Annotated in this window: 26 protein-coding genes and 1 pseudogene; 21 read left to right on the top strand and 6 right to left on the bottom strand. The window is 59.2% G+C overall.

The window, feature by feature from the left end; genetic code table 11:
• Positions 1-84 precede the first annotated feature (84 nt).
• The 3 genes from RHP74_RS26835 to RHP74_RS26825 all read left to right on the top strand — a co-directional run bounded on the left by RHP74_RS26835 (position 85) and on the right by RHP74_RS26825 (position 1,832).
• A complete protein-coding gene (locus RHP74_RS26835; protein WP_007943976.1) occupies positions 85-573 on the top strand; it encodes a TIGR00645 family protein in 489 nt (162 codons plus the stop codon).
• Positions 574-782: 209 nt separating this feature from the next.
• On the top strand, positions 783-1,088 hold the full coding sequence (locus tag RHP74_RS26830; RefSeq protein ID WP_145308778.1) for a DUF6482 family protein: 306 nt from the start codon (positions 783-785) through the stop codon (positions 1,086-1,088).
• Positions 1,089-1,214: 126 nt separating this feature from the next.
• Entirely contained in the window at positions 1,215-1,832 is a 618-nt protein-coding gene (locus tag RHP74_RS26825) for an FKBP-type peptidyl-prolyl cis-trans isomerase (protein WP_010467525.1), read from the top strand.
• A gap of 113 nt (positions 1,833-1,945) precedes the next feature.
• Here the strand turns inward: RHP74_RS26825 and RHP74_RS26820 are convergent, their stop codons facing one another.
• The 3 genes from RHP74_RS26820 to RHP74_RS26810 form a co-directional block, all read right to left on the bottom strand.
• Positions 1,946-2,203 carry a hypothetical protein gene (locus RHP74_RS26820; RefSeq protein WP_010467526.1) on the bottom strand — a complete coding sequence of 86 codons (258 nt, stop codon included), beginning with the start codon at positions 2,201-2,203 and terminating at the stop codon, positions 1,946-1,948.
• A gap of 205 nt (positions 2,204-2,408) precedes the next feature.
• The gene (locus RHP74_RS26815; protein WP_010467527.1) at positions 2,409-2,750 is read right to left on the bottom strand and encodes a zinc ribbon domain-containing protein YjdM; all 342 of its coding nucleotides are present in this window, start codon (positions 2,748-2,750) and stop codon (positions 2,409-2,411) included.
• 179 nt (positions 2,751-2,929) lie between these two features.
• Entirely contained in the window at positions 2,930-3,898 is a 969-nt protein-coding gene (locus RHP74_RS26810; protein ID WP_010467528.1) for a polyprenyl synthetase family protein, read from the bottom strand.
• 240 nt (positions 3,899-4,138) lie between these two features.
• On the opposite strand from RHP74_RS26810, the gene rplU reads away from it, so the two are divergent.
• From rplU to RHP74_RS26785, 5 genes are all read left to right on the top strand, one after another.
• Positions 4,139-4,453, top strand: coding sequence for a 50S ribosomal protein L21 (gene rplU, locus RHP74_RS26805; protein ID WP_003176051.1), 315 nt, complete (start codon positions 4,139-4,141; stop codon positions 4,451-4,453).
• A 34-nt stretch (positions 4,454-4,487) separates the two neighbouring features.
• Entirely contained in the window at positions 4,488-4,763 is a 276-nt protein-coding gene (gene rpmA / locus RHP74_RS26800) for a 50S ribosomal protein L27 (protein ID WP_003215862.1), read from the top strand.
• 193 nt (positions 4,764-4,956) lie between these two features.
• On the top strand, positions 4,957-6,180 hold the full coding sequence (gene cgtA, locus RHP74_RS26795) for an Obg family GTPase CgtA (RefSeq protein ID WP_010467530.1): 1,224 nt from the start codon (positions 4,957-4,959) through the stop codon (positions 6,178-6,180).
• A 123-nt stretch (positions 6,181-6,303) separates the two neighbouring features.
• Positions 6,304-7,422, top strand: a complete 1,119-nt coding sequence (gene proB / locus RHP74_RS26790) for a glutamate 5-kinase (protein WP_010467532.1) — start codon at positions 6,304-6,306, stop codon at positions 7,420-7,422.
• 12 nt (positions 7,423-7,434) lie between these two features.
• Entirely contained in the window at positions 7,435-7,899 is a 465-nt protein-coding gene (locus RHP74_RS26785; protein WP_010467533.1) for a CreA family protein, read from the top strand.
• A 185-nt stretch (positions 7,900-8,084) separates the two neighbouring features.
• Here RHP74_RS26785 and rpsT read toward each other — a convergent pair whose 3' ends face one another.
• A complete protein-coding gene (gene rpsT / locus RHP74_RS26780) occupies positions 8,085-8,363 on the bottom strand; it encodes a 30S ribosomal protein S20 (RefSeq protein ID WP_008154937.1) in 279 nt (92 codons plus the stop codon).
• A 252-nt stretch (positions 8,364-8,615) separates the two neighbouring features.
• On the opposite strand from rpsT, the gene murJ reads away from it, so the two are divergent.
• The 6 genes from murJ (at position 8,616) to ispH (ending at position 16,121) form a co-directional block, all read left to right on the top strand.
• The gene (gene murJ / locus RHP74_RS26775; protein ID WP_311096691.1) at positions 8,616-10,154 is read left to right on the top strand and encodes a murein biosynthesis integral membrane protein MurJ; all 1,539 of its coding nucleotides are present in this window, start codon (positions 8,616-8,618) and stop codon (positions 10,152-10,154) included.
• Positions 10,155-10,283: 129 nt separating this feature from the next.
• Positions 10,284-11,234, top strand: coding sequence for a bifunctional riboflavin kinase/FAD synthetase (gene ribF / locus RHP74_RS26770; RefSeq protein ID WP_010467535.1), 951 nt, complete (start codon positions 10,284-10,286; stop codon positions 11,232-11,234).
• A complete protein-coding gene (ileS, locus tag RHP74_RS26765) occupies positions 11,235-14,066 on the top strand; it encodes an isoleucine--tRNA ligase (RefSeq protein WP_010467536.1) in 2,832 nt (943 codons plus the stop codon). It abuts the gene before it with no gap.
• Positions 14,059-14,571 (top strand): signal peptidase II, encoded by a 513-nt coding sequence (lspA, locus tag RHP74_RS26760; RefSeq protein WP_010467537.1) that lies wholly within the window; start codon positions 14,059-14,061, stop codon positions 14,569-14,571. Before ileS ends, lspA begins: the two co-directional genes overlap by 8 nt.
• Before the next feature lie 7 nt (positions 14,572-14,578).
• Entirely contained in the window at positions 14,579-15,016 is a 438-nt protein-coding gene (gene fkpB, locus RHP74_RS26755) for an FKBP-type peptidyl-prolyl cis-trans isomerase (protein ID WP_010467538.1), read from the top strand.
• A 157-nt stretch (positions 15,017-15,173) separates the two neighbouring features.
• A complete protein-coding gene (ispH, locus tag RHP74_RS26750) occupies positions 15,174-16,121 on the top strand; it encodes a 4-hydroxy-3-methylbut-2-enyl diphosphate reductase (RefSeq protein WP_010467539.1) in 948 nt (315 codons plus the stop codon).
• On the opposite strand, the pseudogene RHP74_RS26745 reads toward ispH, so the two are convergent.
• A pseudogene (locus RHP74_RS26745) lies at positions 16,119-16,646 on the bottom strand (GspH/FimT family pseudopilin); the annotation flags it as partial. The gene ispH and the pseudogene RHP74_RS26745 overlap by 3 nt on opposite strands.
• Positions 16,647-16,777: 131 nt before the next feature.
• On the opposite strand from RHP74_RS26745, the gene RHP74_RS26740 reads away from it, so the two are divergent.
• From RHP74_RS26740 to thiO, 7 genes are read left to right on the top strand one after another with little or no spacing between them, the layout of a single operon-like run.
• Complete coding sequence (locus RHP74_RS26740; RefSeq protein ID WP_010467543.1) at positions 16,778-17,251, top strand: GspH/FimT family pseudopilin; 474 nt, start codon at positions 16,778-16,780, stop codon at positions 17,249-17,251.
• Positions 17,248-17,697, top strand: a complete 450-nt coding sequence (pilV, locus tag RHP74_RS26735; RefSeq protein ID WP_042932547.1) for a type IV pilus modification protein PilV — start codon at positions 17,248-17,250, stop codon at positions 17,695-17,697. The genes RHP74_RS26740 and pilV overlap by 4 nt, the downstream gene beginning before the upstream one ends.
• Entirely contained in the window at positions 17,694-18,407 is a 714-nt protein-coding gene (locus RHP74_RS26730) for a PilW family protein (RefSeq protein WP_077749391.1), read from the top strand. The genes pilV and RHP74_RS26730 overlap by 4 nt, the downstream gene beginning before the upstream one ends.
• Complete coding sequence (locus RHP74_RS26725; RefSeq protein ID WP_042932549.1) at positions 18,404-18,874, top strand: PilX N-terminal domain-containing pilus assembly protein; 471 nt, start codon at positions 18,404-18,406, stop codon at positions 18,872-18,874. The genes RHP74_RS26730 and RHP74_RS26725 overlap by 4 nt, the downstream gene beginning before the upstream one ends.
• Positions 18,861-21,971, top strand: a complete 3,111-nt coding sequence (locus tag RHP74_RS26720; protein WP_311096690.1) for a PilC/PilY family type IV pilus protein — start codon at positions 18,861-18,863, stop codon at positions 21,969-21,971. The genes RHP74_RS26725 and RHP74_RS26720 overlap by 14 nt, the downstream gene beginning before the upstream one ends.
• A 14-nt stretch (positions 21,972-21,985) precedes the next feature.
• Positions 21,986-22,387 (top strand): type IV pilin protein, encoded by a 402-nt coding sequence (locus tag RHP74_RS26715; protein ID WP_083375726.1) that lies wholly within the window; start codon positions 21,986-21,988, stop codon positions 22,385-22,387.
• A gap of 58 nt (positions 22,388-22,445) precedes the next feature.
• Positions 22,446-23,546: a glycine oxidase ThiO gene (thiO, locus tag RHP74_RS26710; protein ID WP_311096689.1), complete on the top strand. Its 1,101-nt coding sequence runs from the start codon at positions 22,446-22,448 to the stop codon at positions 23,544-23,546.
• A 129-nt stretch (positions 23,547-23,675) separates the two neighbouring features.
• On the opposite strand, the gene RHP74_RS26705 is transcribed toward thiO, so the two are convergent.
• Complete coding sequence (locus RHP74_RS26705) at positions 23,676-25,016, bottom strand: sigma-54 dependent transcriptional regulator (RefSeq protein WP_010467552.1); 1,341 nt, start codon at positions 25,014-25,016, stop codon at positions 23,676-23,678.
• Between the last annotated feature and the right edge of the window lies 1 nt (position 25,017).

The raw sequence follows: 25,017 nt of genomic DNA, 5'->3' as shown, positions 1-25,017 counted from the left end.
TTGCCGAAGGTTTCTGGCTGCTTCAGGGTATAGACAGGGGGCTGGTATACTTGCGGCCATTTTCAACATCACGTGTGAGATTCAATGGAACGCTTTATCGAAAATGCAATGTATGCCTCCCGCTGGCTGCTGGCACCGATCTACTTCGGTCTGTCCCTTGGGCTACTGGCGCTGGCGCTGAAATTCTTCCAGGAAGTTTTCCACGTCATTCCCAACGTATTCTCGATGGCCGAGTCGGACCTGATCCTGGTGCTGCTGTCGCTGATCGACATGGCACTGGTGGGTGGCTTGCTGGTGATGGTGATGATCTCCGGTTACGAGAACTTCGTTTCCCAGCTGGACATCGACGACAGCAAGGAAAAGCTCAACTGGCTGGGCACCATGGATTCGTCTTCGCTGAAGATGAAAGTGGCGGCCTCCATCGTGGCGATTTCGTCGATCCACCTGCTGCGGATCTTCATGGACGCCAAGAACGTCGATCCCGAGCATTTGAAGTGGTACGTGATTATTCACATGACGTTCGTCGTGTCGGCGTTTGCCATGGGTTATCTGGATAAGCTGACCAAGCACTGACGCTCACAAAGCCCTGTAGGAGCGAGGCTTGCCCGCGAAGGGGCCGTGTCAGTCGATACAGTTGTTGCCAGTCACACAGTCTTCGCGGGCAAGCCTCGCTCCTACAGTCAGGTGCAAACAGACGGGCGGTGTCGTTTGTGGCTTGTACTTTGAGGTGCCGAAGCCTATGCATGTATTGATATTGGCTTGACACCGTATGAGGTGCATTCATGAACCTTGTTGAATTACGTGCATATGCCATCGCAGGGAAAGTCGATGAGCTGAACCTGATTTCTATGGAAGGCGGGATCTACCTGCTGGAGGCGCGCATGCATGGGGCGGCGTATCCGTTAAGTGATGCCCACGACCATATGCTCCACCTGCGTTCGGTGGAGCATGCGCGTCAAGTGCTGCACCGCTTCCCCACCTTGCCTTTCAACCTTGTGCACACGTCGGTCCATGATGAAATGTGCGGACTCGGTGCCAGTGCAGAAGAGGGCCTGAAGGTGCCGATCGCCTTCAGTTCTCGCTGGTAGCAATGACCCCCTGATCAGCGCAACGGCATCTGTGCTAGTCTGCTGGCCCTTTTGGTTCCGGGCGCTCCGGGACGCGCTGTGCACGCACGGCAAGTTCCCGGGCCGTCCGCACAGCGGAGCAGTGTCATGTCCGAAGTAAATCTGTCCACCGACGAAACCCGCGTCAGCTACGGCATTGGCCGTCAGCTGGGCGACCAACTGCGCGACAACCCGCCACCGGGCGTTAACCTGGACGCGATCCTGGCTGGCCTGACCGACGCGTTCGCCGGTAAGCCTAGCCGTGTAGGTCAGGAAGAAATGTCCGCCAGCTTCAAGGTGATCCGCGAAATCATGCAGGCCGAAGCAGCTGCAAAAGCCGAAGCGGCCGCTGGCGAAGGCCTGGCTTTCCTGGCTGAAAACGCCAAGCGTGACGGCATCACCACCTTGGCCTCGGGCCTGCAATTCGAAGTGCTGACTCAAGGTGAAGGCGCCAAGCCAACCCGTGAAGATCAAGTGCGCACTCACTACCACGGCACCCTGATCGACGGCACTGTGTTCGACAGCTCCTACGATCGTGGCCAGCCTGCAGAATTCCCGGTTGGCGGCGTGATCGCTGGCTGGACCGAAGCCCTGCAACTGATGAATGCCGGTAGCAAATGGCGCCTGTACGTGCCGAGCGAACTGGCTTACGGCGCTCAAGGCGTTGGCAGCATTCCGCCGCACAGCGTTCTGGTATTCGACGTCGAACTGCTCGACGTTCTGTAAGCTCTTGATTCTGTAGGAGTGAAGCTTGCTCGCGAATGCATCACCTCGGTTCAAGTCAGAACCGAGTTGTCAGGTTCGCGGGCAAGCCTCGCTCCTACGGGGTTTAGTGCTACTCATACTTCGATCTTGTGGTTCAGATCGCTCGTCGGGCGCAACGCCCGGGCGTAGCAGAACAGAAACAGATTGCGCACCAGTTCCTTGAGCACCACCGGCTCGCAGGAACTCAAGCCATTGACGTCCAGATCACCCTGATCCTGCAGCTCGTTCAAGGCTTCTTCTTCAAGCACTGCACAGACTTCCCCGGTTTCCCGATGCAGGATCCTGAGGTAGGGGTGTGGGCGGTCCAGCCAGGCATCGATCAAATAAGTCATGGGTCTCATCTCCATTGATGGGTTTCAATGAGAATAATTCTTATTCATCAAATAGCAAGGACCTATTGGCGGTTTGTGATTTTTTCCGGGTAAAGATTGCGTAAGGTCAAAACGGCTGGCGTTTGGCTATTGCGAGGATATGTGGGGGGAGGCGGGGCGGGTGAAGCACCATCCCACGCAGGGCGCGGGATGGAAGACAACAGAATCAGACTTTTCTGACGAACTCGGACTTGAGCTTCATCGGGCCGATGCCGTCGATCTTGCAGTCGATATCGTGATCGCCATCGCACAGGCGGATGTTCTTGACCTTGGTGCCGACCTTGACCACCAGCGACGTGCCTTTGACCTTCAGGTCCTTGATCACGGTGATGGTGTCGCCGTCCTGCAGGACGTTGCCGACCGAATCTTTTTTCACGGTGTCATCGGACGCCGCTTCGGCTTCGCCGCTGGCGGACCACTCGTGGGCGCACTCGGGGCAGATCAGCTGAGCGCCGTCTTCGTAGGTGTACTCGGAATTGCATTTTGGGCAGGGTGGCAACGTGCTCACTAAAGCTCCTTGGATTCAGGATCGCTAAAAAGCGCACATTATATAGGGTTTTAGCTGGGAGGGGGCGACGCCAAAAACTGTGGGAGCGAGCCTGCTCGCGAAAGCGGTGTGCCAGTCAGCATTCGACTGACAGATTGCTTTCGCGAGCAGGCTCGCTCCCACAGGGTATTACGGTGCAGTTAGTGCGTACGGGCGACCGCAAACTCACTGAGCTCAACCAATGCATCGCGGTATTCGCTGGCGGGCAGCGCGTCGAGGCATTTGATTGCACGGGCTACGTAATCGCGGGCCAGTTGCGCGGTGTAATCCAGCGAACCGGATGCTTCCACGGCTTCGCGGATGCTTTCCAGGTCTTCGATACCGCCTTTCTGGATCGCCTTGCGCACCAGTGCAGCCTGCTCCGGCGTGCCTTCGCGCATGGTGTAGATCAGCGGCAGGGTCGGCTTGCCTTCGGCCAGGTCGTCACCGACGTTCTTGCCCAGGGTTTCCGCGTCGCCACGGTAGTCCAGCAGGTCGTCGACGAGTTGGAAGGCCACGCCCAGATGATCGCCGAAGGTGCGTAGCGCTTCGCTCTGTTCCGGTGTGGCACCAGCCAGGGCTGCCGCACTGTGGGTCGAAGCTTCGAAGAGCATCGCGGTTTTGCCGCGGATGACTTCCATGTAGGTTTCTTCGGTGGTGCTGGCATCACGCACTTTGGACAGCTGCAACACTTCGCCTTCGGCGATGATGCGCGTGGCTTGCGAAAGGATCTTCATCACCGGCATGGAGCCCAGTTCGACCATCATTTCGAAGGAGCGCGAATACAGGAAGTCGCCCACCAGCACGCTTGGCGCGTTGCCCCACATGGCGTTGGCGGTCGAGCGGCCACGGCGCATGCCGGACATGTCGACCACGTCGTCGTGCAGCAGGGTGGCGGTGTGCAGGAACTCGATGGTCGCGGCCAGCAGGCGCAGGTCATCGCCTTCGCGACCCAGAGCCTTGCCACACAGCAACACTAATAGGGGACGCAGGCGTTTACCGCCAGCCGAGGTAATGTAATCGCCGATTTTCGATACCAGCGGCACTCGGGAAGTCAGCTGCTTCTTGATGATGCCGTCGACGGCGCTAAAATCGTCCGCCACCGCGCGGTAGAAAGCTTGGGGTTGCATCAGCGACAGTTGCTCCAGAAGGGTTGCGCGGCATGCTAGGACCCACGTCGGCGGGTGTCAAGGCACGATGGACGGCCTCTTGCATCGCCCCGGCAGCTTGCGTACAATCGCGCACCCTGAACTTCCTGGGCAGCACCTGCCTTACGCAATTGCAAACAGGCCTTCCAGCCCAATGCAGCCATGCCAGCCAATACCTCTTCTTATAAAGAGCTGGGTGAGCAGGATTATCGGAGAAATACCATGTCGTACGCAGTAATTGTTACTGGTGGCAAGCAATACAAGGTCGCCCCAGGTGAATACCTGAAGATCGAAAAACTGGAAATCGCTACCGGCGAATCCGTTACTTTTGATCGCGTTCTGTTGGTCGCCAATGGCGATGACGTGAACATCGGCGCTCCAGTTGTTGCTGGCGCTACCGTTGTGGCTGAAGTGATCTCCCAAGGTCGTCACGATAAAGTCCGCATCATCAAGTTCCGTCGTCGTAAGCACCACATGAAGCGTATGGGCCACCGCCAGTGGTACACCGAGATCAAAATCACCGGTATTCAGGCTTAATTTCAGCCTAATTCCTCACTAGGAGAATTGACTCATGGCACACAAAAAAGCTGGTGGTAGTACCCGTAACGGTCGCGACTCAGAAGCCAAACGCCTTGGCGTGAAGATGTATGGCGGCCAGGTTATCATTCCGGGCAACATCATCGTGCGTCAGCGCGGCACCCAATTCCACGCCGGTTACGGTGTTGGCATGGGTAAAGATCACACTCTGTTCGCTAAAATCGACGGCGTGATCAAGTTCGAAGTAAAAGGCGCTTTCAACCGCCGTTACGTGAGCATTGTCCCGAAGACTGAAGTCGTCGCGGCATAATTGCGTAGTTGCTGGAAAAGCCCTGTCTCGCGACGGGGCTTTTTCGTTTGTGGGGTGAGTCTCTTGCAAAGCTGTTTGTGATGGGCTCCAGCGCTGGATTTGCGGTCGTTGATTGAGGTCGCTGCGCTCATTTTTGCAAGAGTCTTATGTCTAGATTTTTTCGGCTCGTCCGTATGACGAGAGGCGTTTTGTTATGAAGTTTGTTGACGAAGTATCGATTCGAGTAAAAGCCGGTGACGGCGGCAACGGTTGCATGAGCTTCCGTCGCGAGAAATTCATTGAAAACGGCGGCCCGAACGGCGGTGACGGTGGTGATGGCGGCTCGGTCTACATGATCGCCGACGAAAACCTCAACACCCTGGTGGACTACCGTTACACCCGGCACTTCGATGCCGAGCGCGGTTCCAACGGCGGCAGCACCGACTGCACCGGCAAGAAAGGTGAAGAGCTGGTGCTGCGTGTTCCGGTTGGCACCACCGTCATCGACTCCGCCACTCAGGAAGTGATCGGCGACCTGACCAAGGCTGGCCAGAAACTGCTGGTGGCTCATGGCGGCTGGCACGGTCTGGGTAACACCCGTTTCAAATCCAGTACCAACCGTGCTCCGCGCCAGACCACTCCGGGTAAACCGGGCGAGGCGCGTGATCTCAAGCTGGAAATGAAAGTATTGGCTGACGTCGGTCTGTTGGGTTTGCCGAACGCCGGTAAAAGTACCTTCATTCGCTCCGTATCGGCCGCCAAGCCGAAAGTCGCCGACTACCCGTTCACCACGCTGGTGCCGAACCTGGGTGTGGTCAGCGTCGATCGCTGGAAGAGCTTCGTGGTCGCGGACATTCCGGGCCTGATCGAAGGTGCTTCCGATGGCGCTGGCCTGGGGATTCGCTTCCTCAAGCACTTGTCGCGTACCCGTTTGCTGTTGCACCTCGTGGACATGGCGCCGCTGGATGACGCCAGCGCTCCGGATGCTGCTGAAGTGATCGTCAGCGAACTGACCAAGTTCAGTCCGTCCCTGGCTGAGCGTGATCGCTGGTTGGTGCTGAACAAGTGCGACCAGATCCTTGAAGAAGAGCATGACGCTCGCGTCAAGGAAATCGTTGATCGCCTGGAATGGACCGGTCCGGTCTATGTGATCTCCGCCATCTCCAAGCTGGGCACCGAGCGTCTGTGCCACGACATCATGCGTTACATGGAAGATCGTGCTGACCGTCTGGCTAACGACCCGGTTTACAAGGAAGAGCTGGCCGAGCTCGATCAGCGCATCGAAGACGAAGCCCGTGCCCAGTTGCAAGCGCTGGATGACCAGCGTGCCCTGCGTCGCAGCGGCGTGAAGTCGGTCCATGACATCGGCGACGATGACTGGGACGAAGAAGATGTGGATGACGAAGACGGTCCGGAAATCATTTACGTGCGTGACTGATTCGTTGCAGTAAACTTAAGCGCCGCTCAATCGAGCGGCGTTTTAGTATCTGGAAATCGGTAGTCACGAATAACGTTACGGGCGGCGCTGGGTCGTGCTGCCCTCAAGCTAAGGTTGAAGATGATGCGGAGCAAGGTGACAGGTGCGCAGCGTTGGGTCGTGAAGATCGGCAGCGCTTTGCTGACGGCTGACGGCAAGGGCCTGGATCGCGCGGCAATGAGTGTCTGGGTCGAGCAGATGGTGGCTTTGCATGAGGCGGGCGTCGAACTGGTGCTGGTGTCCTCCGGGGCGGTGGCGGCGGGGATGAGTCGCCTGGGCTGGACCGTGCGACCCAGTGCAATGCACGAGCTGCAGGCCGCTGCCGCCATCGGTCAGATGGGCCTGGTGCAAGCCTGGGAGTCGAGCTTTGCCGAGCATGGCCGGCATACCGCGCAGATTCTCCTGACGCACGATGACTTGTCTGACCGCAAGCGTTACCTGAACGCCCGCAGCACCCTGCGTGCGTTGGTCGAGCTGAAAGTGATCCCGGTGATCAACGAAAACGACACCGTGGTCACCGACGAGATCCGCTTCGGCGACAACGACACCCTGGCGGCGCTGGTGGCCAACCTGGTTGAGGCGGACTTGCTGGTGATCCTCACCGATCGCGACGGCATGTTCGACGCCGATCCGCGCAACAACCCCGACGCCAACCTGATTTACGAGGCGCGTGCGGATGATCCGGCGCTGGATGCCGTCGCTGGCGGTACCGGTGGTGCGTTGGGTCGGGGCGGCATGCAGACCAAATTACGTGCCGCACGTCTGGCGGCGCGTTCCGGTGCGCACACCATCATCGTCGGTGGGCGCATTGAACGTGTGCTGGATCGCCTGAAGGCGGGCGAGCGCATCGGCACCTTGTTGTCACCTGAGCGCGGCATGCTGGCGGCGCGCAAGCAATGGCTGGCCGGTCATCTGCAGACCCGTGGCACCCTGGTGCTGGATGCGGGTGCAGTGACCGCGCTGTCCCAGGGCAACAAAAGTTTGCTGCCGGTTGGCGTCAAACTGGTTCAAGGCAGTTTCCGGCGCGGTGAAATGGTGGTGTGCGTGGCGCCGGACGGTCGTGAAATTGCCCGTGGCCTGGCCAACTACAGCGCGCTGGAAGCACAAAAAATCATCGGTCAGTCGTCTGAGGCGATTGTCGGTCTGTTGGGTTACATGGCGGAGCCGGAACTGGTTCACCGCGATAACCTGATTCTGGTCTGAAGGAATATTTGAATGCGTGTGGCAAAAGGATTGTTGGGTCTGCTGTTGGCAATGCCGCTGCTGGCTTCGGCTGAGGAGATTGGCCAAGTATCGACGGTGTTCAAGTTCGTCGGCCCGAACGACCGTATCGTCGTCGAGGCGTTTGATGATCCGAAGGTTGAGGGTGTGACTTGCTACCTCTCGCGGGCCAAGACCGGCGGTGTGAAAGGTGGGCTGGGTTTGGCGGAAGATCGCGCTGAAGCGTCTATCGCGTGCCGTCAGGTAGGTCCGATCAGCTTCAAGGGTGAGCTGAAGGATGGCGATGAGGTGTTCAAGGAGCGCACGTCACTGGTGTTCAAGACCATGCAGGTGGTTCGCTTCCTCGACAAGAAGCGCAATACGCTGGTGTATCTGGTCTACAGCGATCGCTTGATCGAAGGCAGCCCGCAGAATGCGGTGACGGCGATCCCGATCCTGCCGTGGACGCACGCCCAATAAGCTGGCGCAAATCGAAATGTGGGAGTGAGCCTGCTCGCGATAGCGGTGTAACAGTCGGCATCAATGTTGAGTGTTGCACCGCTATCGCGAGCAGACCCACTCCCACATTTTTTTTGCGCGGCGTTTACCAAATCGCAGGCAATAAAAAACCGACCCTGAGGTCGGTTTTTCAACAAGCTTATCGCTTATGCGGCTACAGCAAGGTTCAGAGCCTTGACGTGACCGTTCAGGCGGCTCTTATGACGAGCTGCCTTGTTCTTGTGGATGATGCCTTTATCGGCCATACGGTCGATAACTGGCACAGCCAGAACGTAAGCTGCTTGAGCTTTTTCAGCGTCTTTTGCGTCGATGGCCTTAACTACATTCTTGATGTAGGTACGAACCATGGAACGCAGGCTGGCGTTGTGGCTGCGACGCTTCTCAGCCTGTTTTGCACGTTTTTTGGCGGAAGGTGTGTTGGCCACCGTCGAGCTCCTCGAAAGACTTTTTAGGAAATAGCAAACAAAATAGGCCGCGAATCATGCCGATGAGTTGATGTCTTGTCAAGGGCGGTTGAGACGTTCCGCTAAGTGGTAGGTATAAAGAGGCGGGATATTTATTTCCGGCGCTTGACCTGTAAACTCGCGAGCTTTGGCTCTGTGCTGCTGCGGCGCGGAGTATCGCATAAGTAGGCGCTTTGTTCGCCTGCTGTTTATCGACAGGCACAAACTCTTTCAATGAATCTGCTCAAATCGTTGGCCGCCGTCAGCTCTATCACGATGCTTTCCCGGATTCTGGGGTTCGTTCGTGACACCCTCATCGCACGCACATTTGGCGCCGGGATGGCGACGGACGCCTTCTTTATCGCCTTCAAACTGCCCAATCTGCTGCGAAGAATCTTCGCCGAGGGTGCCTTTTCCCAGGCATTCGTGCCGATTCTTGCTGAATACAAGAGCCAGAAGGGCGAGGAGGCGACGCGAACGTTCATCGCTTACGTGTCTGGCTTGCTGACGCTGGTACTGGCCCTGGTTACCGCGCTGGGCATCCTCGCCGCGCCGTGGGTCATCTGGGCCACCGCGCCGGGTTTTACCGATACCCCGGAAAAATTTGAGCTGACTACCGATCTGTTGCGCGTGACTTTTCCTTATATATTGCTGATCTCCCTGTCTTCATTGGCCGGTGCGGTCCTCAATACGTACAACCGATTCTCGGTGCCGGCTTTCGTGCCGACGTTGCTCAACGTCAGCATGATCGTCTTTTCGGTATTCCTCACGCCATACTTCGACCCTCCCGTCATGGCCTTGGGTTGGGCGGTACTGGTGGGTGGCCTGGCGCAGTTGCTTTATCAGCTGCCGCACCTGAAAAAGATCGGCATGCTCGTGCTGCCACGCCTGAATCTGCGTGACAGCGGTGTCTGGCGGGTGATGAAGCAGATGTTACCGGCGATTCTCGGCGTGTCAGTGAGCCAGATTTCCCTGATCATCAACACCATCTTCGCCTCGTTCCTGGTCGCCGGCTCCGTGTCGTGGATGTATTACGCCGACCGTTTGATGGAGTTGCCGTCCGGCGTACTGGGCGTAGCGTTGGGCACCATTCTGCTGCCGACCCTGGCCAAGACCTACGCCAGCAAAGATCGCCACGAATATTCGCGAATCCTCGATTGGGGCCTGCGTCTGTGCTTCGTGCTGGTGTTGCCATGTTCTCTGGCACTGGGGATTCTGGCCGAGCCGCTGACCGTTTCGCTGTTCCAGTACGGCCAATTCAGCGCGTTTGATGCCTCCATGACACAGCGGGCGTTGATCGCTTATTCAGTCGGTTTACTCGGAATTATCGTGATCAAAGTGCTGGCGCCGGGCTTTTATGCGCAACAAAACATCCGCACTCCGGTAAAAATAGCGATTTTCACCCTGATCGTTACTCAGCTGTTCAACCTCGTGCTCATCGGCCCGCTGGCTCACGCCGGTCTGGCCCTGGCCATCAGCATCGGTGCCTGCATCAACGCCGGGCTATTGTTCTATCAGCTGCGCAAGCAGCAGATGTATCAACCGCAACCGGGTTGGGCCAAATTCGGTCTGAAGCTTGTGATTGCGGTGTTGGTGATGTCTGCTGTGCTGCTGGCCGGGATGCACTTCATGCCGGCCTGGGATCAGGGGCAAATGCTGGAGCGGTTCCTGCGCCTGGGCGCGTTGGTCGCTGCCGGGGTGATCAGTTATTTCGGCATGCTGCTGTTGATGGGCTTTCGTTTGCGCGACTTCAATCGCAAGGCGCTGAGCTGAGGCTTGGGCCTCGATAAACATGGGCGAACCGGCAGTTTTGTCGGCTCGATTACTTTGGGTTACGGTGTTGCCTGTCGTCGGCCGCCGGGTGTGGTTATAATCGACCACTTTATGAGCAAGAAGCGCGTTATGCAGCTGGTTCGAGGCCTCCACAACCTGCGCCCCCAGCATCGGGGCTGTGTCGCCACTATTGGCAACTTTGACGGTGTTCACCGTGGCCACCAGGCTATCCTGGCGAGGCTGCGTGAGCGCGCTATCGAGTTGGGCGTGCCCAGCTGCGTGGTGATTTTCGAACCACAGCCGCGAGAGTTCTTCGCCCCGGACACGGCCCCGGCCCGTCTGGCCCGGCTGCGGGACAAACTGCAGCTGCTGGCCGACGAAGGTGTCGACCGGGTCCTGTGCCTGGCCTTCAACCACCGGCTGAGCAAGCTCAGTGCCAGCGAATTCGTCGATGCCATACTGGTCGACGGTCTCGGCGTCCAGCACCTGGAGGTCGGTGACGACTTCCGGTTCGGCTGTGACCGGGTAGGGGATTTCGATTTCCTGCAGCAGGCTGGCATCGTTCAGGGCTTTACCGTTGAAGCGGCGCAAACCGTCGAGCTGGACGGCATTCGCGTCAGCAGCACGCAGGTCCGCAATGCCCTGGCCGCTGCCGATTTTGCCTTGGCCGAGCGGCTGCTCGGGCGTCCGTTCCAGATCACCGGGCGGGTCCTGCATGGCCAGAAGCTGGCGCGCCAACTGGGTACGCCCACCGCCAACATTCAACTCAAGCGTCGTCGCGTGCCCTTGACCGGGGTGTACCTGGTCAACGTCGACATCGACGGCAAGACCTGGCCCGGCGTCGCCAACATTGGCGTGCGGCCCACGGTACAAGGTGATGGCAAAGCCCACCTCGAAGTGCACCTTTTAGATTTTGCCGGCGATCTGTATGACCGGCGTTTGACGGTGGTTTTCCACCACAAGCTGCGTGAAGAGCAGCGTTTTGCCTCTCTGGAGGCGCTTAAGACGGCGATCAATGCGGATGTTGCCGCCGCCCGTGCCCTGTCGCACCTAGCGCCAATCGCTAATGAAGAGCCTTAAATGACCGACTATAAAGCCACGCTAAACCTTCCGGACACCGCCTTCCCAATGAAGGCCGGCCTGCCTCAGCGCGAACCGCAGATTCTGCAGCGCTGGGACAGCATTGGCCTGTACGGTAAGTTGCGCGAGATTGGCAAGGATCGTCCGAAGTTCGTACTTCATGATGGTCCTCCTTACGCCAACGGCACGATTCACATCGGTCATGCGCTGAACAAGATTCTCAAGGACATGATCATCCGCTCGAAAACCCTGTCGGGTTTCGACGCGCCTTATGTTCCGGGCTGGGATTGCCACGGTCTGCCGATCGAACACAAAGTCGAAGTGACCCACGGCAAAAACCTGGGCGCGGACAAGACCCGCGAACTGTGCCGCGCCTACGCCACCGAGCAGATCGAAGGGCAAAAATCCGAATTCATCCGTCTGGGCGTGTTGGGCGACTTCGCCAACCCGTACAAGACCATGGACTTCAAGAACGAGGCCGGTGAAATCCGCGCGCTCGCCGAAATCGTCAAGGGCGGTTTCGTGTTCAAGGGCCTGAAGCCCGTGAACTGGTGCTTTGACTGCGGTTCAGCCCTGGCTGAAGCGGAAGTCGAGTACGAAAACAAAAAGTCCTCGACCATCGACGTGGCCTTCCCGATTGCCGACGAAGCCAAGCTGGCTGCCGCTTTCGGTCTGGCGTCCCTGGCCAAACCTGCCTCGATCGTGATCTGGACCACCACCCCGTGGACCATCCCGGCCAACCAGGCGCTGAACGTTCACCCGGAATTCAACTACGCCCTGGTTGACGTTGGCGACAAACTGCTGGTGCTGGCGGAAGAGCTGGTCGAGTCGTGCCTGGCCCGCTACAGCCTGGAAGGCTCGGTCATCGCGACCACCACCGGTAAAGAACTGGAACTGATCAACTTCCGTCACCCGTTCTACGATCGCCTGTCGCCGGTTTACCTGGCCGATTACGTTGAGCTGGGCGCTGGCACCGGCGTGGTTCACTCCGCCCCGGCCTATGGCGTGGACGACTTCGTGACCTGCAAGAAGTACGGCATGGTCAACGACGACATCCTCAACCCGGTACAGAGCAACGGCGTCTACGTGACATCGCTGGAGTTCTTCGGCGGCCAGTTCATCTGGAAAGCCAACCCGGCCATCGTCGACAAACTGACCGAAGTCGGTGCGCTGCTGCACACCACCATCATCGAACACAGCTACATGCACTGCTGGCGTCACAAGACCCCGCTGATCTACCGCGCCACCGCGCAGTGGTTCATCGGCATGGATAAAGAGCCTGTCAGCGGCGACACCCTGCGCAAGCGCGCACTGAAAGCCATCGAAGAGACTCAGTTCGTCCCGGCCTGGGGCCAGGCACGTCTGCACTCGATGATCGCCAACCGTCCAGACTGGTGCATCTCCCGTCAGCGCAACTGGGGCGTACCGATCCCGTTCTTCCTGAACAAGGAAAGCGGCGAGCTGCACCCGCGCACTGCCGAGCTGATGGAAGAAGTCGCCAAGCGTGTTGAAGTCGAAGGCATCGAAGCGTGGTTCAAGATGGACGCTGCCGAACTGCTGGGTGACGAGGCGCCGCTGTACGACAAGATCAGCGACACCTTGGACGTCTGGTTCGATTCGGGCACCACGCACTGGCACGTCCTGCGCGGTTCGCACCCGATGGGCCACGAGACCGGCCCGCGTGCCGACTTGTACCTGGAAGGTTCGGACCAGCACCGTGGCTGGTTCCACTCGTCCTTGCTGACTGGTTGCGCCATCGACAACCATGCGCCGTACCGCGAGCTGCTGACCCACGGTTTCACCGTCGATGAGTCCGGTCGCAAGATGTCCAAGTCGCTGGGCAACGTGATCGCGCCGCAAAAGGTCAACGACACCCTGGGCGCCGACATCATGCGGCTGTGGGTGGCTTCCACCGATTACTCGGGTGAAATGGCGGTGTCCGAGCAGATTCTGCAACGCAGTGCGGACGCCTACCGGCGTATCCGTAACACCGCGCGCTTCCTGCTCTCCAACCTGACCGGGTTCAATCCGGCCACCGACATCCTGCCGGCCGAGGAAATGCTCGCCCTGGACCGTTGGGCCGTGGACCGCACCCTGCTGCTGCAACGCGAGTTGCAAGAGCACTACGGCGAATACCGCTTCTGGAACGTCTACTCCAAGATCCACAACTTCTGCGTGCAGGAGCTGGGCGGTTTCTACCTCGACATCATCAAGGACCGTCAGTACACCACTGGCGCCAACAGCAAGGCGCGCCGCTCGGCGCAAACCGCGCTGTACCACATCTCCGAAGCGCTGGTGCGCTGGATCGCGCCGATCCTCGCCTTCACCGCCGACGAGCTGTGGGAATACCTGCCGGGCGAGCGCAACGAATCGGTGATGCTCAACACCTGGTACGAAGGCCTGACCGAACTGCCGGACAACGTCGAACTGGGCCGCGCCTACTGGGAGCGGATCATGGCGGTGAAGGTCGCGGTCAACAAGGAAATGGAAATCCAGCGCGCGGCCAAGGCCGTCGGTGGCAACCTGCAAGCCGAGGTGACGCTGTTCGCCGAAGAAGCGCTGAGCGCCGACCTGGCCAAGCTGAGCAACGAACTGCGCTTCGTGCTGATCACCTCGACCGCCAGCGTGGCGCCTTTTGTTCAGGCACCTGCGGACGCGGTAGTCACCGAAGTCAGCGGCCTGAAGCTGAAAATCGTCAAGTCGGCCTTCGCCAAGTGCGCCCGTTGCTGGCACTGCCGTGAAGACGTCGGCGTGAACCCGGAGCATCCGGAAATCTGCGGTCGTTGCGTCGACAACATCAGCGGTGCGGGCGAGGTTCGTCATTATGCCTAACGCTGCTGGCCGTTTCGGACGGCTGAGCTGGCTCTGGTTGAGCTTGCTGGTCCTGGTCATCGACCAGGCCAGCAAGTTCTACTTCGAAGGCTCGTTGAAGATGTACCAGCAAATCGTGGTGATTCCCGATTATTTCAGCTGGACCCTGGCCTACAACACCGGCGCGGCATTCAGCTTCCTGGCCGACAGCTCCGGCTGGCAGCGCTGGTTGTTTGCCCTGATCGCCGTGGTGGTCAGTGCGGTGCTGGTGGTGTGGCTCAAGCGTCTGGGGCGCAACGAAACCTGGCTGGCCGTCGCTTTGGCGCTGGTGCTGGGCGGGGCGCTGGGCAATCTGTATGACCGCATCGCCCTGGGCCATGTGATCGACTTCATTCTGGTGCATTGGCAGAACCGCTGGTATTTCCCGGCGTTCAACTTTGCCGACAGCGCCATCAGCGTCGGCGCCGTTATGCTCGCGCTGGACATGTTCAAAAGTAAAAAGACCGGAGAAGCCGTTCATGACTGAACAGGTATTGGCTGAGCAACGCATCCGCCAGAACACGGAAGTCACTTTGCACTTTGCACTGCGCCTGGAGAACGGCGACACCGTCGACAGCACCTTCGACAAAGCCCCGGCGACCTTCCAGGTCGGCGATGGCAACCTGTTGCCAGGTTTCGAAGCAGCGCTGTTCGGCTTCAAGGCAGGCGACAAGCGCACGCTGACGATTCAGCCGGAAAACGCGTTTGGCCAGCCTAACCCGCAAAACGTGCAGATCATCCCGCGTTCGCAGTTCAAGGACATGGAACTGTCGCCGGGTTTGCTGGTGATCTTCAACGATGCGGCCAATACTGAGCTGCCTGGCGTGGTGAAGGAATTCGATGACGAGCAAGTGACCATCGACTTCAACCACCCGCTGGCCGGCAAGACATTGACCTTTGACGTAGAGATCATCAGCGTCAAATCGCTGTAACTGACCGAATGCGGTCCAATGTAGGGGCAGAGCTTGCTCGCGAAGGCGTCATCACATTCACCATCAATGTCGACTGACACACCGCTTTCGCGAGCAAGCTTCGCTGCTACAGGGATGTAATGTTCTAATTTCTTGCGCGCAAGACACGAGGCACAGCATGCAAATCAAACTCGCCAACCCCCGTGGCTTCTGCGCCGGCGTGGACCGGGCGATCGAAATCGTCAACCGCGCCCTGGAAGTCTTCGGGCCGCCTATCTATGTGCGCCACGAAGTGGTCCACAACAAATTCGTCGTCGAGGACCTGCGTGCTCGCGGGGCGATCTTCGTCGAAGAACTGGATCAGGTGCCGGACGATGTCATCGTGATCTTCAGTGCCCACGGGGTTTCCCAGGCTGTGCGGACCGAAGCCGCTGGCCGTGGCCTGAAAGTGTTCGACGCGACCTGCCCGCTGGTGACCAAGGTGCACATCGAAGTCGCGCGTTACAGCCGTGACGGCCGTGAATGCATTCTCATCGGCCACGCCGGTCACCCGGAAGTCGAAGGCACCATGGGCCAGTACGATGGCAGCAACGGTGGTGCCATCTATCTGGTTGAAGACGAGAAAGACGTCGCCGCGCTGCAGGTGGTCAATCCCGACAAACTCGCGTTCGTGACCCAGACCACGCTGTCCATGGACGACACCAGCCGCGTGATCGACGCTCTGCGTGCACGCTTCCCGGCGATCGGTGGTCCGCGCAAGGACGATATCTGCTACGCCACGCAAAACCGTCAGGACGCCGTCAAACAACTGGCCGACGAATGCGATGTGGTCTTGGTGGTGGGCAGCCCGAACAGCTCCAACTCCAACCGCTTGCGTGAACTCGCCGAGCGCATGGCCACCCCGGCTTATCTGATCGATGGCGCCGAAGACCTGCAAAAAAGCTGGTTCGACGGTGTCGAGCGTATCGGCATCACCGCTGGCGCCTCCGCACCGGAAGTGTTGGTGCGTGGCGTGATCCAGCAGTTGCAGGCCTGGGGTGCTACCGGGGCCGATGAATTGGCGGGTCGCGAGGAGAACATCACATTCTCCATGCCTAAAGAGTTGCGTGTGCGCTCCCTGCTTTAACTTTTTTTCCTCCGGACATAGCGCCTGCTCAGCCTTATCGCTGCGCAGGCTGACGCGACCGGTCGCGGCCAGCACCACCTGAAGCTGGCTAACCGGTTCGCGGACTGTGCAAACGTGCAGCGTCCCCGCTTGAAACGCCCGGCCAGGAATCTGTGGCTCGCCGATACGGCTGAAACGGATGTATCGTCTGACCGGCCAATTGCCAACAATCGGCACCCGAGCGCCACTCACGCGCTCAATCAGCAGCGGATTGCTGCTGTCCTCCGGCCCTTTGCCGCTGATATCCAGAATGATGCGCCAGCCCTGACCCCAGTCGTCGTTGATGCCATGAATGACGATGGTCTGATTTCGCGCGAGAGCTTCGCTTCTGGCGCTGCGAATACCACTGGCAAGAGACTTTGCCGCCGCCTCGCGATGATTCGATTCTGTAAGGGCCGCGAACGCCGGACTGACCAACAGCAGAACAATCCCGGCAATTGTCAGTCCCATGAGCAGTTCGATCAGGCTGAAACCTCGCTGATGCATGTCATCTCCCTCCGTGGAGTGCTGCGTCCCGCGCATTCCGTGCGCGAGTAATGGCAAATCAACCGCACGCCGGGCGGTCGAATGTTCTAGCGTGTAGAAGCAGGTATAGCCGACGGCAACGGAGGGCATCGATGGATCATCGTACAAAAGGTTTCACGCTGATCGAGCTGCTGGTCTCGCTCGCGGTCTTTTTGATCCTGATCACCCTGGCCGTACCGGCGTTCACCCGGTCGGTGCAAGGCACCAAGGCAGACACCGAAATCGGCGACCTGCAACGCGGACTCAATTTCGCACGACTTGAGGCCATCGACCGGGGCGTCTCCATTCGGGTTCGTCCGGTCGCTGTTGGTGGCGCCTGGACCGGTGACTTGGCGGTATATGACAGTACGAACACGCCGGCCAATGTATTGCGGGTTGTTCCAGCACTGAGCAGCGGCGCGAGTCTGACGCTACCCTCAGGAGTGACCGCTATCGATTTCAACAATCTGGGTGGTTTGTCAGCGCCAGCCACACCCGTGGTGATCAGCTATGTATTGGGGGCGCAAACCAGGACGCTGAATGTGTGTTTGAACGGACGAATTCTATTGGGTGGAAGTTGCGGATGAGGGAACGGGGCAAACATGCACAGGAGGGCATGACGCTGATCGAAGTGCTGGTCGCGTTGGTGATTCTGACCGTGGGGCTGCTGGGCGCGGCGGCGATTCAGCTCAATGCGCTGAAATACACCGACAGCTCGCGGATGACCAGCCAGGCGAGTTTTATCGCCTACGACATGATGGACCGTATCCGCGCCAATTCCGGCGCCGACTACACTGTGACGCCTCCGACGTCGGGCAACCTGAACGTCGCCCGCGATCAGGACCTCTACGACTTCACCACCAATATCGTCAATTTCGGCGGTGCGACGGCCACTGGCACCGTTACGCTGAATCAGCGCGTGTACACCATCACCATCACCTGGGATGACTCGCGCGCCGCCAATATCGCCAACTCGCGCCGCAGCTTTGTCTTGACCAGTCGCGCCACGGTCGACCCGGTGGCAACCCCTTGAGGCGGTCCAGCAGAGGTTTCGGGCTGATCGAGTTGTTGATTGCCCTCGCGTTGAGTTTGATTGTGGTGCTGGGCGTGGCTCAGATCTTCATCGCCGCCAAGAACACCTACATCAGCCAGAACGCCGCCGCCGCCATGCAGGAAGATGCGCGTTTTGTGCTCAGCAAGATGATTCAGGAAATCCGCATGGTCGGCATGTTTGGCTGCCTGGGGACGATCACCGATTCAAGTACAGGGGGGAGCTTCGCTGCCAGTCAGATAACGCCGATCAGCTGGGATAATGCCAACCAGAAATTGACCCTGGTGGCCGCCGATGTGGGAGCGGGTGGCGGGGCGCCAGCCTGGACAGTGGTTTCCGACTGTCGAAATACGGCGACGGCGTATACGAATCCACCGGCGCTGACATCGGGGCAGTTGGCGTTTCCCATACGGCGGCTGATCTACAGCTTCAGCAATAACAAAATCATGATGGGCTCCGGTCCCGGCACGCCGGCCCAGTTCGTACTGGTCGATAACGTCAGTGCCTTCAGCGTGCTTTTCGGTCTCGCCAATTCGGCCACCGATGTAGCCGCTTCCAGCTACAGCGCCAACCCATCCGACCCCGCGCGAATTCGCAGTGTGCGCCTGACGATGACTCTCTACGACCCGAACAGTCGGGTTAAAAATCAAACCTTCACCGTGGTTGCCGCCTTGCGCAACAGGTTGCCATGAGGGAGGCCTCCATGACGTTTCATGCCCAGCGGGGTATGGCGCTGCTGGTCAGCCTGGTGTTTCTGCTGTTGCTGACCTTGATCGGTCTTTCATCGATGCAGAACGCCACGCTGCAGGAAAAAATGGCCGGCAGCGTGAGCTTGCGCAACCAGTCGTTCCAGGGCGCCGAAGCTGCATTACGCGTGGGAGAAAGCGCGGTGCAACTGGACAGCTATTCATTGCCGGTCTGCAGCCAGTGCGCGCCACCGTCGGACGCGTTGACGGTCACTGCCGCCGGCCCCGGTTCGACCCCCGGCGTGACCTGGATCGCCTCGGGCAAGGGCTTTTACGGGGTGCAGAATATCGGCACTACGGTCAACGCCGTGAATGTGCCGAGCAACACCTCGGCGACGCTTTACCGGGTGACCGCTGTCGGCATCGCGGGCAACTCGCGCAGCGTCGTGGAGAGTATTTATGCGAAGTACTGAAGGGCGCCGTGGCGTGTGGCAGCTGCTTTACGGCGTGGTACTGGGGCTTTACCTGTCCGCACCGGCGTATGCCTTCACGCCGTCGGATTCACCGCTGTTGAGCGGCGCAGCCGTCCCTCCGAACGTCATGCTGCTGATCGACGACTCGGGGAGCATGAACAACATCATTTGGGCGTCGGGGTTCAATCCGGCGGCCAACTATGGGCAGATCGCGATTTGCAGTTCCAACACCTCCTGTTTAAGCGGTCAGAACCTGAACATGAGTGATACCAATATTTTGCTGTCGAGCCTCAATCGCGGCGGTTGCTCGACCAACGGCAACTGGTACGGTTTTTATCGCGGCTTTCTCGGTTTGACACCCATCTGCCTGAAGCTGCCGGATCCGGTGGGCAATGAAAATACGCGCTACACCGCCGACTACCTGGCTTATCTGCTGGGGTTGGCCAACGGTTCGAGCAAGGATTTCACCACGGGCGCCAGCGCGATTCCCAATGAATACCGGATCAGCGTGGCCCAGGATGTCTCCACAAGCCTGGTCTCCAGCAATCGCTCGCTGCGTATCGGTCTTGCGACGTTCAATCCGCCTACAACCAGCAACTCCGGTGGTGGTGGCTTCATCGCCCGATCGATCAGCGATCTCTCTGCGGTGAGCGGCAGCGTCACCCAATCCCAGGCGGATACCAACTACAACAACCTGATCTCTGCCATCAACGGCTTGAGTGCCGTGGCCAATACACCGCTGGCGGAAACCTACTATGAAATAAACCGTTATTTTCGAGGCCTGGCGCCGGTCTACAACTCGACACCGGCGACTTACAGCAGCCCGATCCAGTATCGCTGCCAGAAAAACTATGGCGTGGTGATCACCGATGGCTTGCCGACCTTTGACCGGACTTTCCCGGGCACCGACCCACTGGCGGGCACTCGCCTTCCAAACTGGGATGGCGTGAATAACGATGGCGACAACCTCAATGGTGATGGAGAAGGCGACACGCTGTATCTGGACGACATCGCCAAGTTTGGCTTCGACATCGACATGCGTTCCACGGGAACCGATCTGGCAGGCAAAAGCTGGAACGCTGGGGATTTTCCCAAGCAGAACATCAACACCTATACCGTGGGCTTCACCGCCGCGAACCAAATGCTGTCGGACGCCGCCAACTACGGACAGGGCAAGTACTATCAGGCGACCGACAGCGCAGGACTCAGCAGTGCGCTGTCCTCGGCGCTGAGCGACATCACCTCCAAGGCCGGTTCCGGTGGCAGCGGCGTCACCAGCGGCACCACCCTGGCCAGCAATTCGAGTTACTTTCAGACCATTTATGACCCCAAGGACTGGCGCGGCACGATCAAGTCCTTTGGCTTCACCTCGGCGGGTATCGTGAATACTTCTGCGACACTCTGGACCACCGACACCACGATCGTCCCAGGTGCCACAGCGCCGACTTACCAGTCCTGGAACACCCTGACCAACGCCGCAGTCACCTTGGCGTATGCCAGTTTTTCCCCGGCACAACAGACCTCCCTCAGCCAAAGCCTGCCCACCGGCATTACCGGCAGCGATCTGGTGGAGTGGAGCAAGGGCACCAACAAAACCGGGCTCAAGGTGCGTAGCGTGCTGCTCGGCGACATCATCAATTCACCCCTCGTACTGGCGTCACCCACGGACAAGACCGCCTCTGATCTGGTGGGGGACACCACTTACAGCACCTACCTGACCACCAAAGCCGCCACCATGAGTCCCAGCCTGGTGGTGAATGCCAACGACGGGTTTGTGAATGTCATCAACTCGGCCAATGGCACCCGGCGTTATGCCTACATGCCGTCCAGCGTGTTGCCATCACTGCGCTACATCGCCGACCCGATGTACATCAACGGTGTGAGCCACAAGTTTCTGGTCGACGGTCAGGTCGGGGTGTTCGATGCCCAGTTCAGCAGCGTCTGGAAAACCCTGGCCATTGGCGGAACCGGGGCTGGCGGCAGGACTTTTTATGCGTTGCAGCTGTTCGATGCGTCAGCGGGCAACGTGTTCAAGGCGCTGTGGGAAATCAGTGCGCCGGCCACGGCCAGTACTGCGAACGCTTTCAATGATCTGGGTTATGCCTATGCACGGCCGGAAGTGGCACGCTTGGCCGACGGTCGCTGGGCCGCGTTCATTTCCAACGGCTATGGCAGTAACTCCGGGGGGGCGGCGTTGTACGTGGTGGACGTTCGTGACGGCTCGTTGATCAAGAAAATCGTGGTCGACAGCGCCGACACCAACAATGGCCTGTCGTCGGTGAAGCTCAGGGTCAACTCGCAGAATGTGGTGCAGGCCGCCTATGGTGGCGACCTGAAAGGGCGGTTATGGAAGTTCGATTTGAGCGCTACCGCCCCCGACTCCTGGGGCGTGGCATTCTCCGGCAAGCCGCTGTTTACCACGGCGGGCGGCGCCACTCAGCCCATTACTGTGCAGCCGTTGCTGGCGGACAATTCATTGGGCGGCAAGGAAGTGTTTTTCGGCACCGGCAAATTCAACGAGACTGCCGACAAGACCAACAAGGATTTGCAGGCGTTCTACGCCGTGTGGGATGCGGAGGGCGGCGCGGGTCAGATCACCGTGTCCAGTTTGCAGGCACAAGCGGTGACCGGTGTGTTCTCGGGCAGCACCGGACAGTTCATCACCACCAGCCAGAACGACGTGACCTATCCGGGGGAGAAGGGCTGGTACTTGCCGCTGGTGTACAACAGCGTGTTGACGGGGGAGCGGGTGATCAATCAGGCCAGCCTGGTGCTGGGACGGATCGTCTTTACCACGGCGAGTGTGGACACCACTGACCCGTGTGCCAGCTTTGGTACCGGCAAACTGGTCGAACTGGATGCGTTCAGCGGTAAGATGCTCAATTATGCGGTGCTCGACACCAATAACGACGGGACGGTCGACAGCACGGACACGGTGTCCAGCGGAGTGATTTTTACCGGTGGCATCCCGACCCTGAACGCCATCGTCAACGGCGCGACCCGCAAGGTTGTGAACGACTCCAGTGGCGGCATCAGCACCCTGGTGGAAAAATCCGGCGGCGGCAGCCGTCGCATCATGTGGCGACAAATACAGTAAGTGAGAGTGAAGGAATGCGTAGATCCAACCGAGGTTTCACCCTGATCGAAATCATGATCGTGATTGCGATCATCGGGATCGTCATCACCATTGGTGCCCCGAGCCTCACCGAGTACGTGAAAAAGGGCCGCCGCACCGAAGTGGCGGGGCTGCTCTCCGAGCAGGCACAGATCCTTGAGCGGTTCTACTCGAAGAACAATGTCTATACCGCTGCCACCGGACTGAGCGCCGGCAACGATTTTTACACCATCACCCCGACCCTGACCGATCAAACCTTTTTGCTGACAGCAACGCGCAAGACCGGCGCTGCAATGGCGACCGACAAGTGCGGGGATTTCACCCTCACCAACACCGGCGTCAGAAGCATGGTCAATGCGACGTCCGGGTTGGTGACCAAAGATTGCTGGGGTCGCTGAGTTCCCTTTTCGGGCGCCTTTTTTGCGCCCTCTGTCTATTTACCGGTTGGATCAGAACATGAGCAGGCAACAGCAAGTGGTGATTGTCGGCGGCGGCGTGATAGGGCTGCTGACGGCGTTCAATCTCGCATCCGAAGTGCAAAGTGTTGTGTTGCTGGATCGTTCGAGCGTGGGGCAGGAATCGTCATGGGCCGGTGGCGGGATTGTTTCGCCGCTCTATCCATGGCGCTACAGTCCGGCAGTCACCGCGCTGGCGCATTGGTCCCAGGATTTTTATCCGCAGCTCGGTGAGCGACTGTTCGCCGCAACCGGGGTTGATCCCGAAGTGCATACCACCGGCCTGTACTGGCTGGATCTGGATGACGAGGCCGAGGCGTTGGCCTGGGCCGAGCGGGAAAACCGTCCGTTGCGGGCTGTGGATATCTCGGCGGCACACGATGCCGTACCAGTGCTGGGCCCCGGGTTTTCCCGGGCGATCTATATGGCTGATGTGGCCAACGTGCGTAATCCACGGCTGGTAAAGTCCCTGAAGGCTGCATTGTTGGCGCTGCCGAACGTGACGATTCGTGAGCAGTGCGAAGTCAGCGGGTTTATTCGCGAAGGCGACAGGGTTGTCGGCGTGCAGACTTCGGTGGGCCCCATACACGGTGATCAGGTGGTCCTGACGGCTGGCGCCTGGAGTGGTGACTTGCTCAAGAGTCTGGACCTTGAGTTGCCGGTCGAGCCGGTCAAAGGGCAGATGATTCTGTACAAGTGCGCAGCGGACTTCCTGCCGAGCATGGTGCTGGCCAAGGGGCGTTATGCGATTCCCCGGCGCGACGGACACATTCTGATAGGCAGTACGCTGGAGCATGAAGGCTACGACAAGACGGCGACCGACTCGGCGCTGGAGAGTCTGAAGGCATCAGCGGTAGAGTTGATTCCTGCGCTGGCAGAGGCCGAAGTGGTGGGGCATTGGGCTGGATTGCGCCCGGGTTCGCCGGAGGGTATTCCCTACATTGGCCGAGTGCCGGGGTTCGATGGACTTTGGCTCAACTGCGGGCATTACCGTAACGGGCTGGTACTGGCGCCGGCGTCGTGTCAGTTGTTTGCGGATGTGATGTTGGGCAGGGCGCCGATTATTGATCCTGCGCCGTATGCGCCGACCGGGCGGATCTGACAGCAAGATTCTTTATCGCCTGCCAGATCGCTTTCGCGGGCAAGCCTCGCTCCTACAGGTTTGAGTCGTTCAATACACTTGCGAACGACACACTCCCTGTAGGAGCGAGGCTTGCCCGCGAAGGAGCCCTCAATCCAGACCCAATTTCTTGAGCCGATATCGCATCGATCTGAATGAAAGATTCAACCGCTGAGCCGCCGCCGTGCGGTTCCAGCGGGTTTCCTCCAGTGCCTGGAGGATGAGTTTGCGTTCGACGTTTTCCAGATAATCTTCCAGGTTGTCGATTTGCGTCAGGTCCGGCACGCCGCTCTCTGCCGTGCAGTTACCTTCGGCCAGTCGCAGGTCGCTGGCTTCAATCTGTTTGTCCTCGCACAGGGTGTAAGCCCGCTCCAGCACGTTCTCCAGCTCCCGTACGTTGCCCGGAAAACGGTAACTTTTCAGCGCATCCAGGGCGAGTGGATGGAGTTTTGCGGCGGGTTGACCGCTGCCGGCCGCCAGGCGCTTGAGCACATGGCTGGCCAGCGGTTCGATGTCGTCGCGGCGCTCGCGCAAAGGGGGGACGCGCAGTTCGATCACGTTCAACCGGTAGTACAAATCCTGGCGAAAGCGTTCGGCGGTGACTTCGGCATCGAGGTCTTTGTGGGTGGCACAAAGGATGCGGACATCAACCACCATTTCTTGCTGACCGCCGACACTGCGAATGGCTTTCTCCTGAATGGCTCGGAGCAGTTTGACCTGCATCGCCAAGGGCAGATCGGCCACTTCGTCGAGAAACAGTGTGCCGCCGTGGGCGGCCTGGAACAGCCCTGGTTTGTCTTCGATGGCGCCGCTGAAACTGCCTTTGCGATGGCCGAAGAATTCACTCTCCATCAACTCTGACGGAATTGCCCCGCAATTGACCGGGACGAACGGTTGATTAGCCCGCGGGCCCTGCTCGTGGATCAGTCGGGCGACCAATTCCTTGCCACTGCCGGATTCGCCGCTGATGTACACCGGGGCCTGACTGCGTGCGAGTTTGTCGATTTGTTTGCGCAGGTTGCGCATGGGCAGTGAATCGCCCAGCAACCGGCGATCGATGGCGGTACTGGCGCCACCCGGTGCCGGCAAGCGCAGGGCGCTGGTGACCAGTTCGCGCAGGCGCGTCAGGTCAACCGGCTTGGTCAGGAAGTCGAAAGCCCCTGCCTTGAGGGCGTTGATCGCTGTTTCGAGGCTGCCGTAAGCGGTGATCATCGCCACCGGCACGTGTGGGTAACGTTGCTGGATGTACTGCACCAACTCAAGGCCGGTGCCGTCGGGCAGGCGCATGTCGGTCAGGCACAGGTCGAATGTCTCGCGCATCAACAAGGCCTGGGCTTCGCCAAGGTTGCGGGCACTGTAGGTATCGAGTTTCATCCGTCCCAGGGTGATTTCCAGTAGTTCGCGGATATCCGGTTCGTCGTCGACGATCAGGACTTTTGGCCGTGGGCTCATG

The organism is Pseudomonas sp. SG20052, assembly GCF_031766055.1.
Classification (GTDB): domain Bacteria; phylum Pseudomonadota; class Gammaproteobacteria; order Pseudomonadales; family Pseudomonadaceae; genus Aquipseudomonas; species Aquipseudomonas mandelii.
The sequence above is the reverse complement of the archived record's forward strand: the minus strand, read 5'-3'. Positions and strand labels throughout refer to the sequence as shown.

Excerpts from the sequence above, each read along its gene's own strand:
- RHP74_RS26835 (WP_007943976.1), top strand. The coding sequence starts at position 85 with ATGGAACGCTTTATCGAAAATGCAATGTATGCCTCCCGCTGGCTGCTG.
- RHP74_RS26830 (WP_145308778.1), top strand. The coding sequence starts at position 783 with ATGAACCTTGTTGAATTACGTGCATATGCCATCGCAGGGAAAGTCGAT.
- RHP74_RS26825 (WP_010467525.1), top strand. The coding sequence starts at position 1,215 with ATGTCCGAAGTAAATCTGTCCACCGACGAAACCCGCGTCAGCTACGGC.
- RHP74_RS26820 (WP_010467526.1), bottom strand. The coding sequence starts at position 2,203 with ATGACTTATTTGATCGATGCCTGGCTGGACCGCCCACACCCCTACCTC.
- RHP74_RS26810 (WP_010467528.1), bottom strand. The coding sequence starts at position 3,898 with ATGCAACCCCAAGCTTTCTACCGCGCGGTGGCGGACGATTTTAGCGCC.
- rplU (WP_003176051.1), top strand. The coding sequence starts at position 4,139 with ATGTCGTACGCAGTAATTGTTACTGGTGGCAAGCAATACAAGGTCGCC.
- rpmA (WP_003215862.1), top strand. The coding sequence starts at position 4,488 with ATGGCACACAAAAAAGCTGGTGGTAGTACCCGTAACGGTCGCGACTCA.
- cgtA (WP_010467530.1), top strand. The coding sequence starts at position 4,957 with ATGAAGTTTGTTGACGAAGTATCGATTCGAGTAAAAGCCGGTGACGGC.
- proB (WP_010467532.1), top strand. The coding sequence starts at position 6,304 with ATGCGGAGCAAGGTGACAGGTGCGCAGCGTTGGGTCGTGAAGATCGGC.
- RHP74_RS26785 (WP_010467533.1), top strand. The coding sequence starts at position 7,435 with ATGCGTGTGGCAAAAGGATTGTTGGGTCTGCTGTTGGCAATGCCGCTG.
- murJ (WP_311096691.1), top strand. The coding sequence starts at position 8,616 with ATGAATCTGCTCAAATCGTTGGCCGCCGTCAGCTCTATCACGATGCTT.
- ribF (WP_010467535.1), top strand. The coding sequence starts at position 10,284 with ATGCAGCTGGTTCGAGGCCTCCACAACCTGCGCCCCCAGCATCGGGGC.
- ileS (WP_010467536.1), top strand. The coding sequence starts at position 11,235 with ATGACCGACTATAAAGCCACGCTAAACCTTCCGGACACCGCCTTCCCA.
- lspA (WP_010467537.1), top strand. The coding sequence starts at position 14,059 with ATGCCTAACGCTGCTGGCCGTTTCGGACGGCTGAGCTGGCTCTGGTTG.
- ispH (WP_010467539.1), top strand. The coding sequence starts at position 15,174 with ATGCAAATCAAACTCGCCAACCCCCGTGGCTTCTGCGCCGGCGTGGAC.
- RHP74_RS26740 (WP_010467543.1), top strand. The coding sequence starts at position 16,778 with ATGGATCATCGTACAAAAGGTTTCACGCTGATCGAGCTGCTGGTCTCG.
- pilV (WP_042932547.1), top strand. The coding sequence starts at position 17,248 with ATGAGGGAACGGGGCAAACATGCACAGGAGGGCATGACGCTGATCGAA.
- RHP74_RS26725 (WP_042932549.1), top strand. The coding sequence starts at position 18,404 with ATGAGGGAGGCCTCCATGACGTTTCATGCCCAGCGGGGTATGGCGCTG.
- RHP74_RS26720 (WP_311096690.1), top strand. The coding sequence starts at position 18,861 with ATGCGAAGTACTGAAGGGCGCCGTGGCGTGTGGCAGCTGCTTTACGGC.
- RHP74_RS26715 (WP_083375726.1), top strand. The coding sequence starts at position 21,986 with ATGCGTAGATCCAACCGAGGTTTCACCCTGATCGAAATCATGATCGTG.
- thiO (WP_311096689.1), top strand. The coding sequence starts at position 22,446 with ATGAGCAGGCAACAGCAAGTGGTGATTGTCGGCGGCGGCGTGATAGGG.
- RHP74_RS26705 (WP_010467552.1), bottom strand. The coding sequence starts at position 25,016 with ATGAGCCCACGGCCAAAAGTCCTGATCGTCGACGACGAACCGGATATC.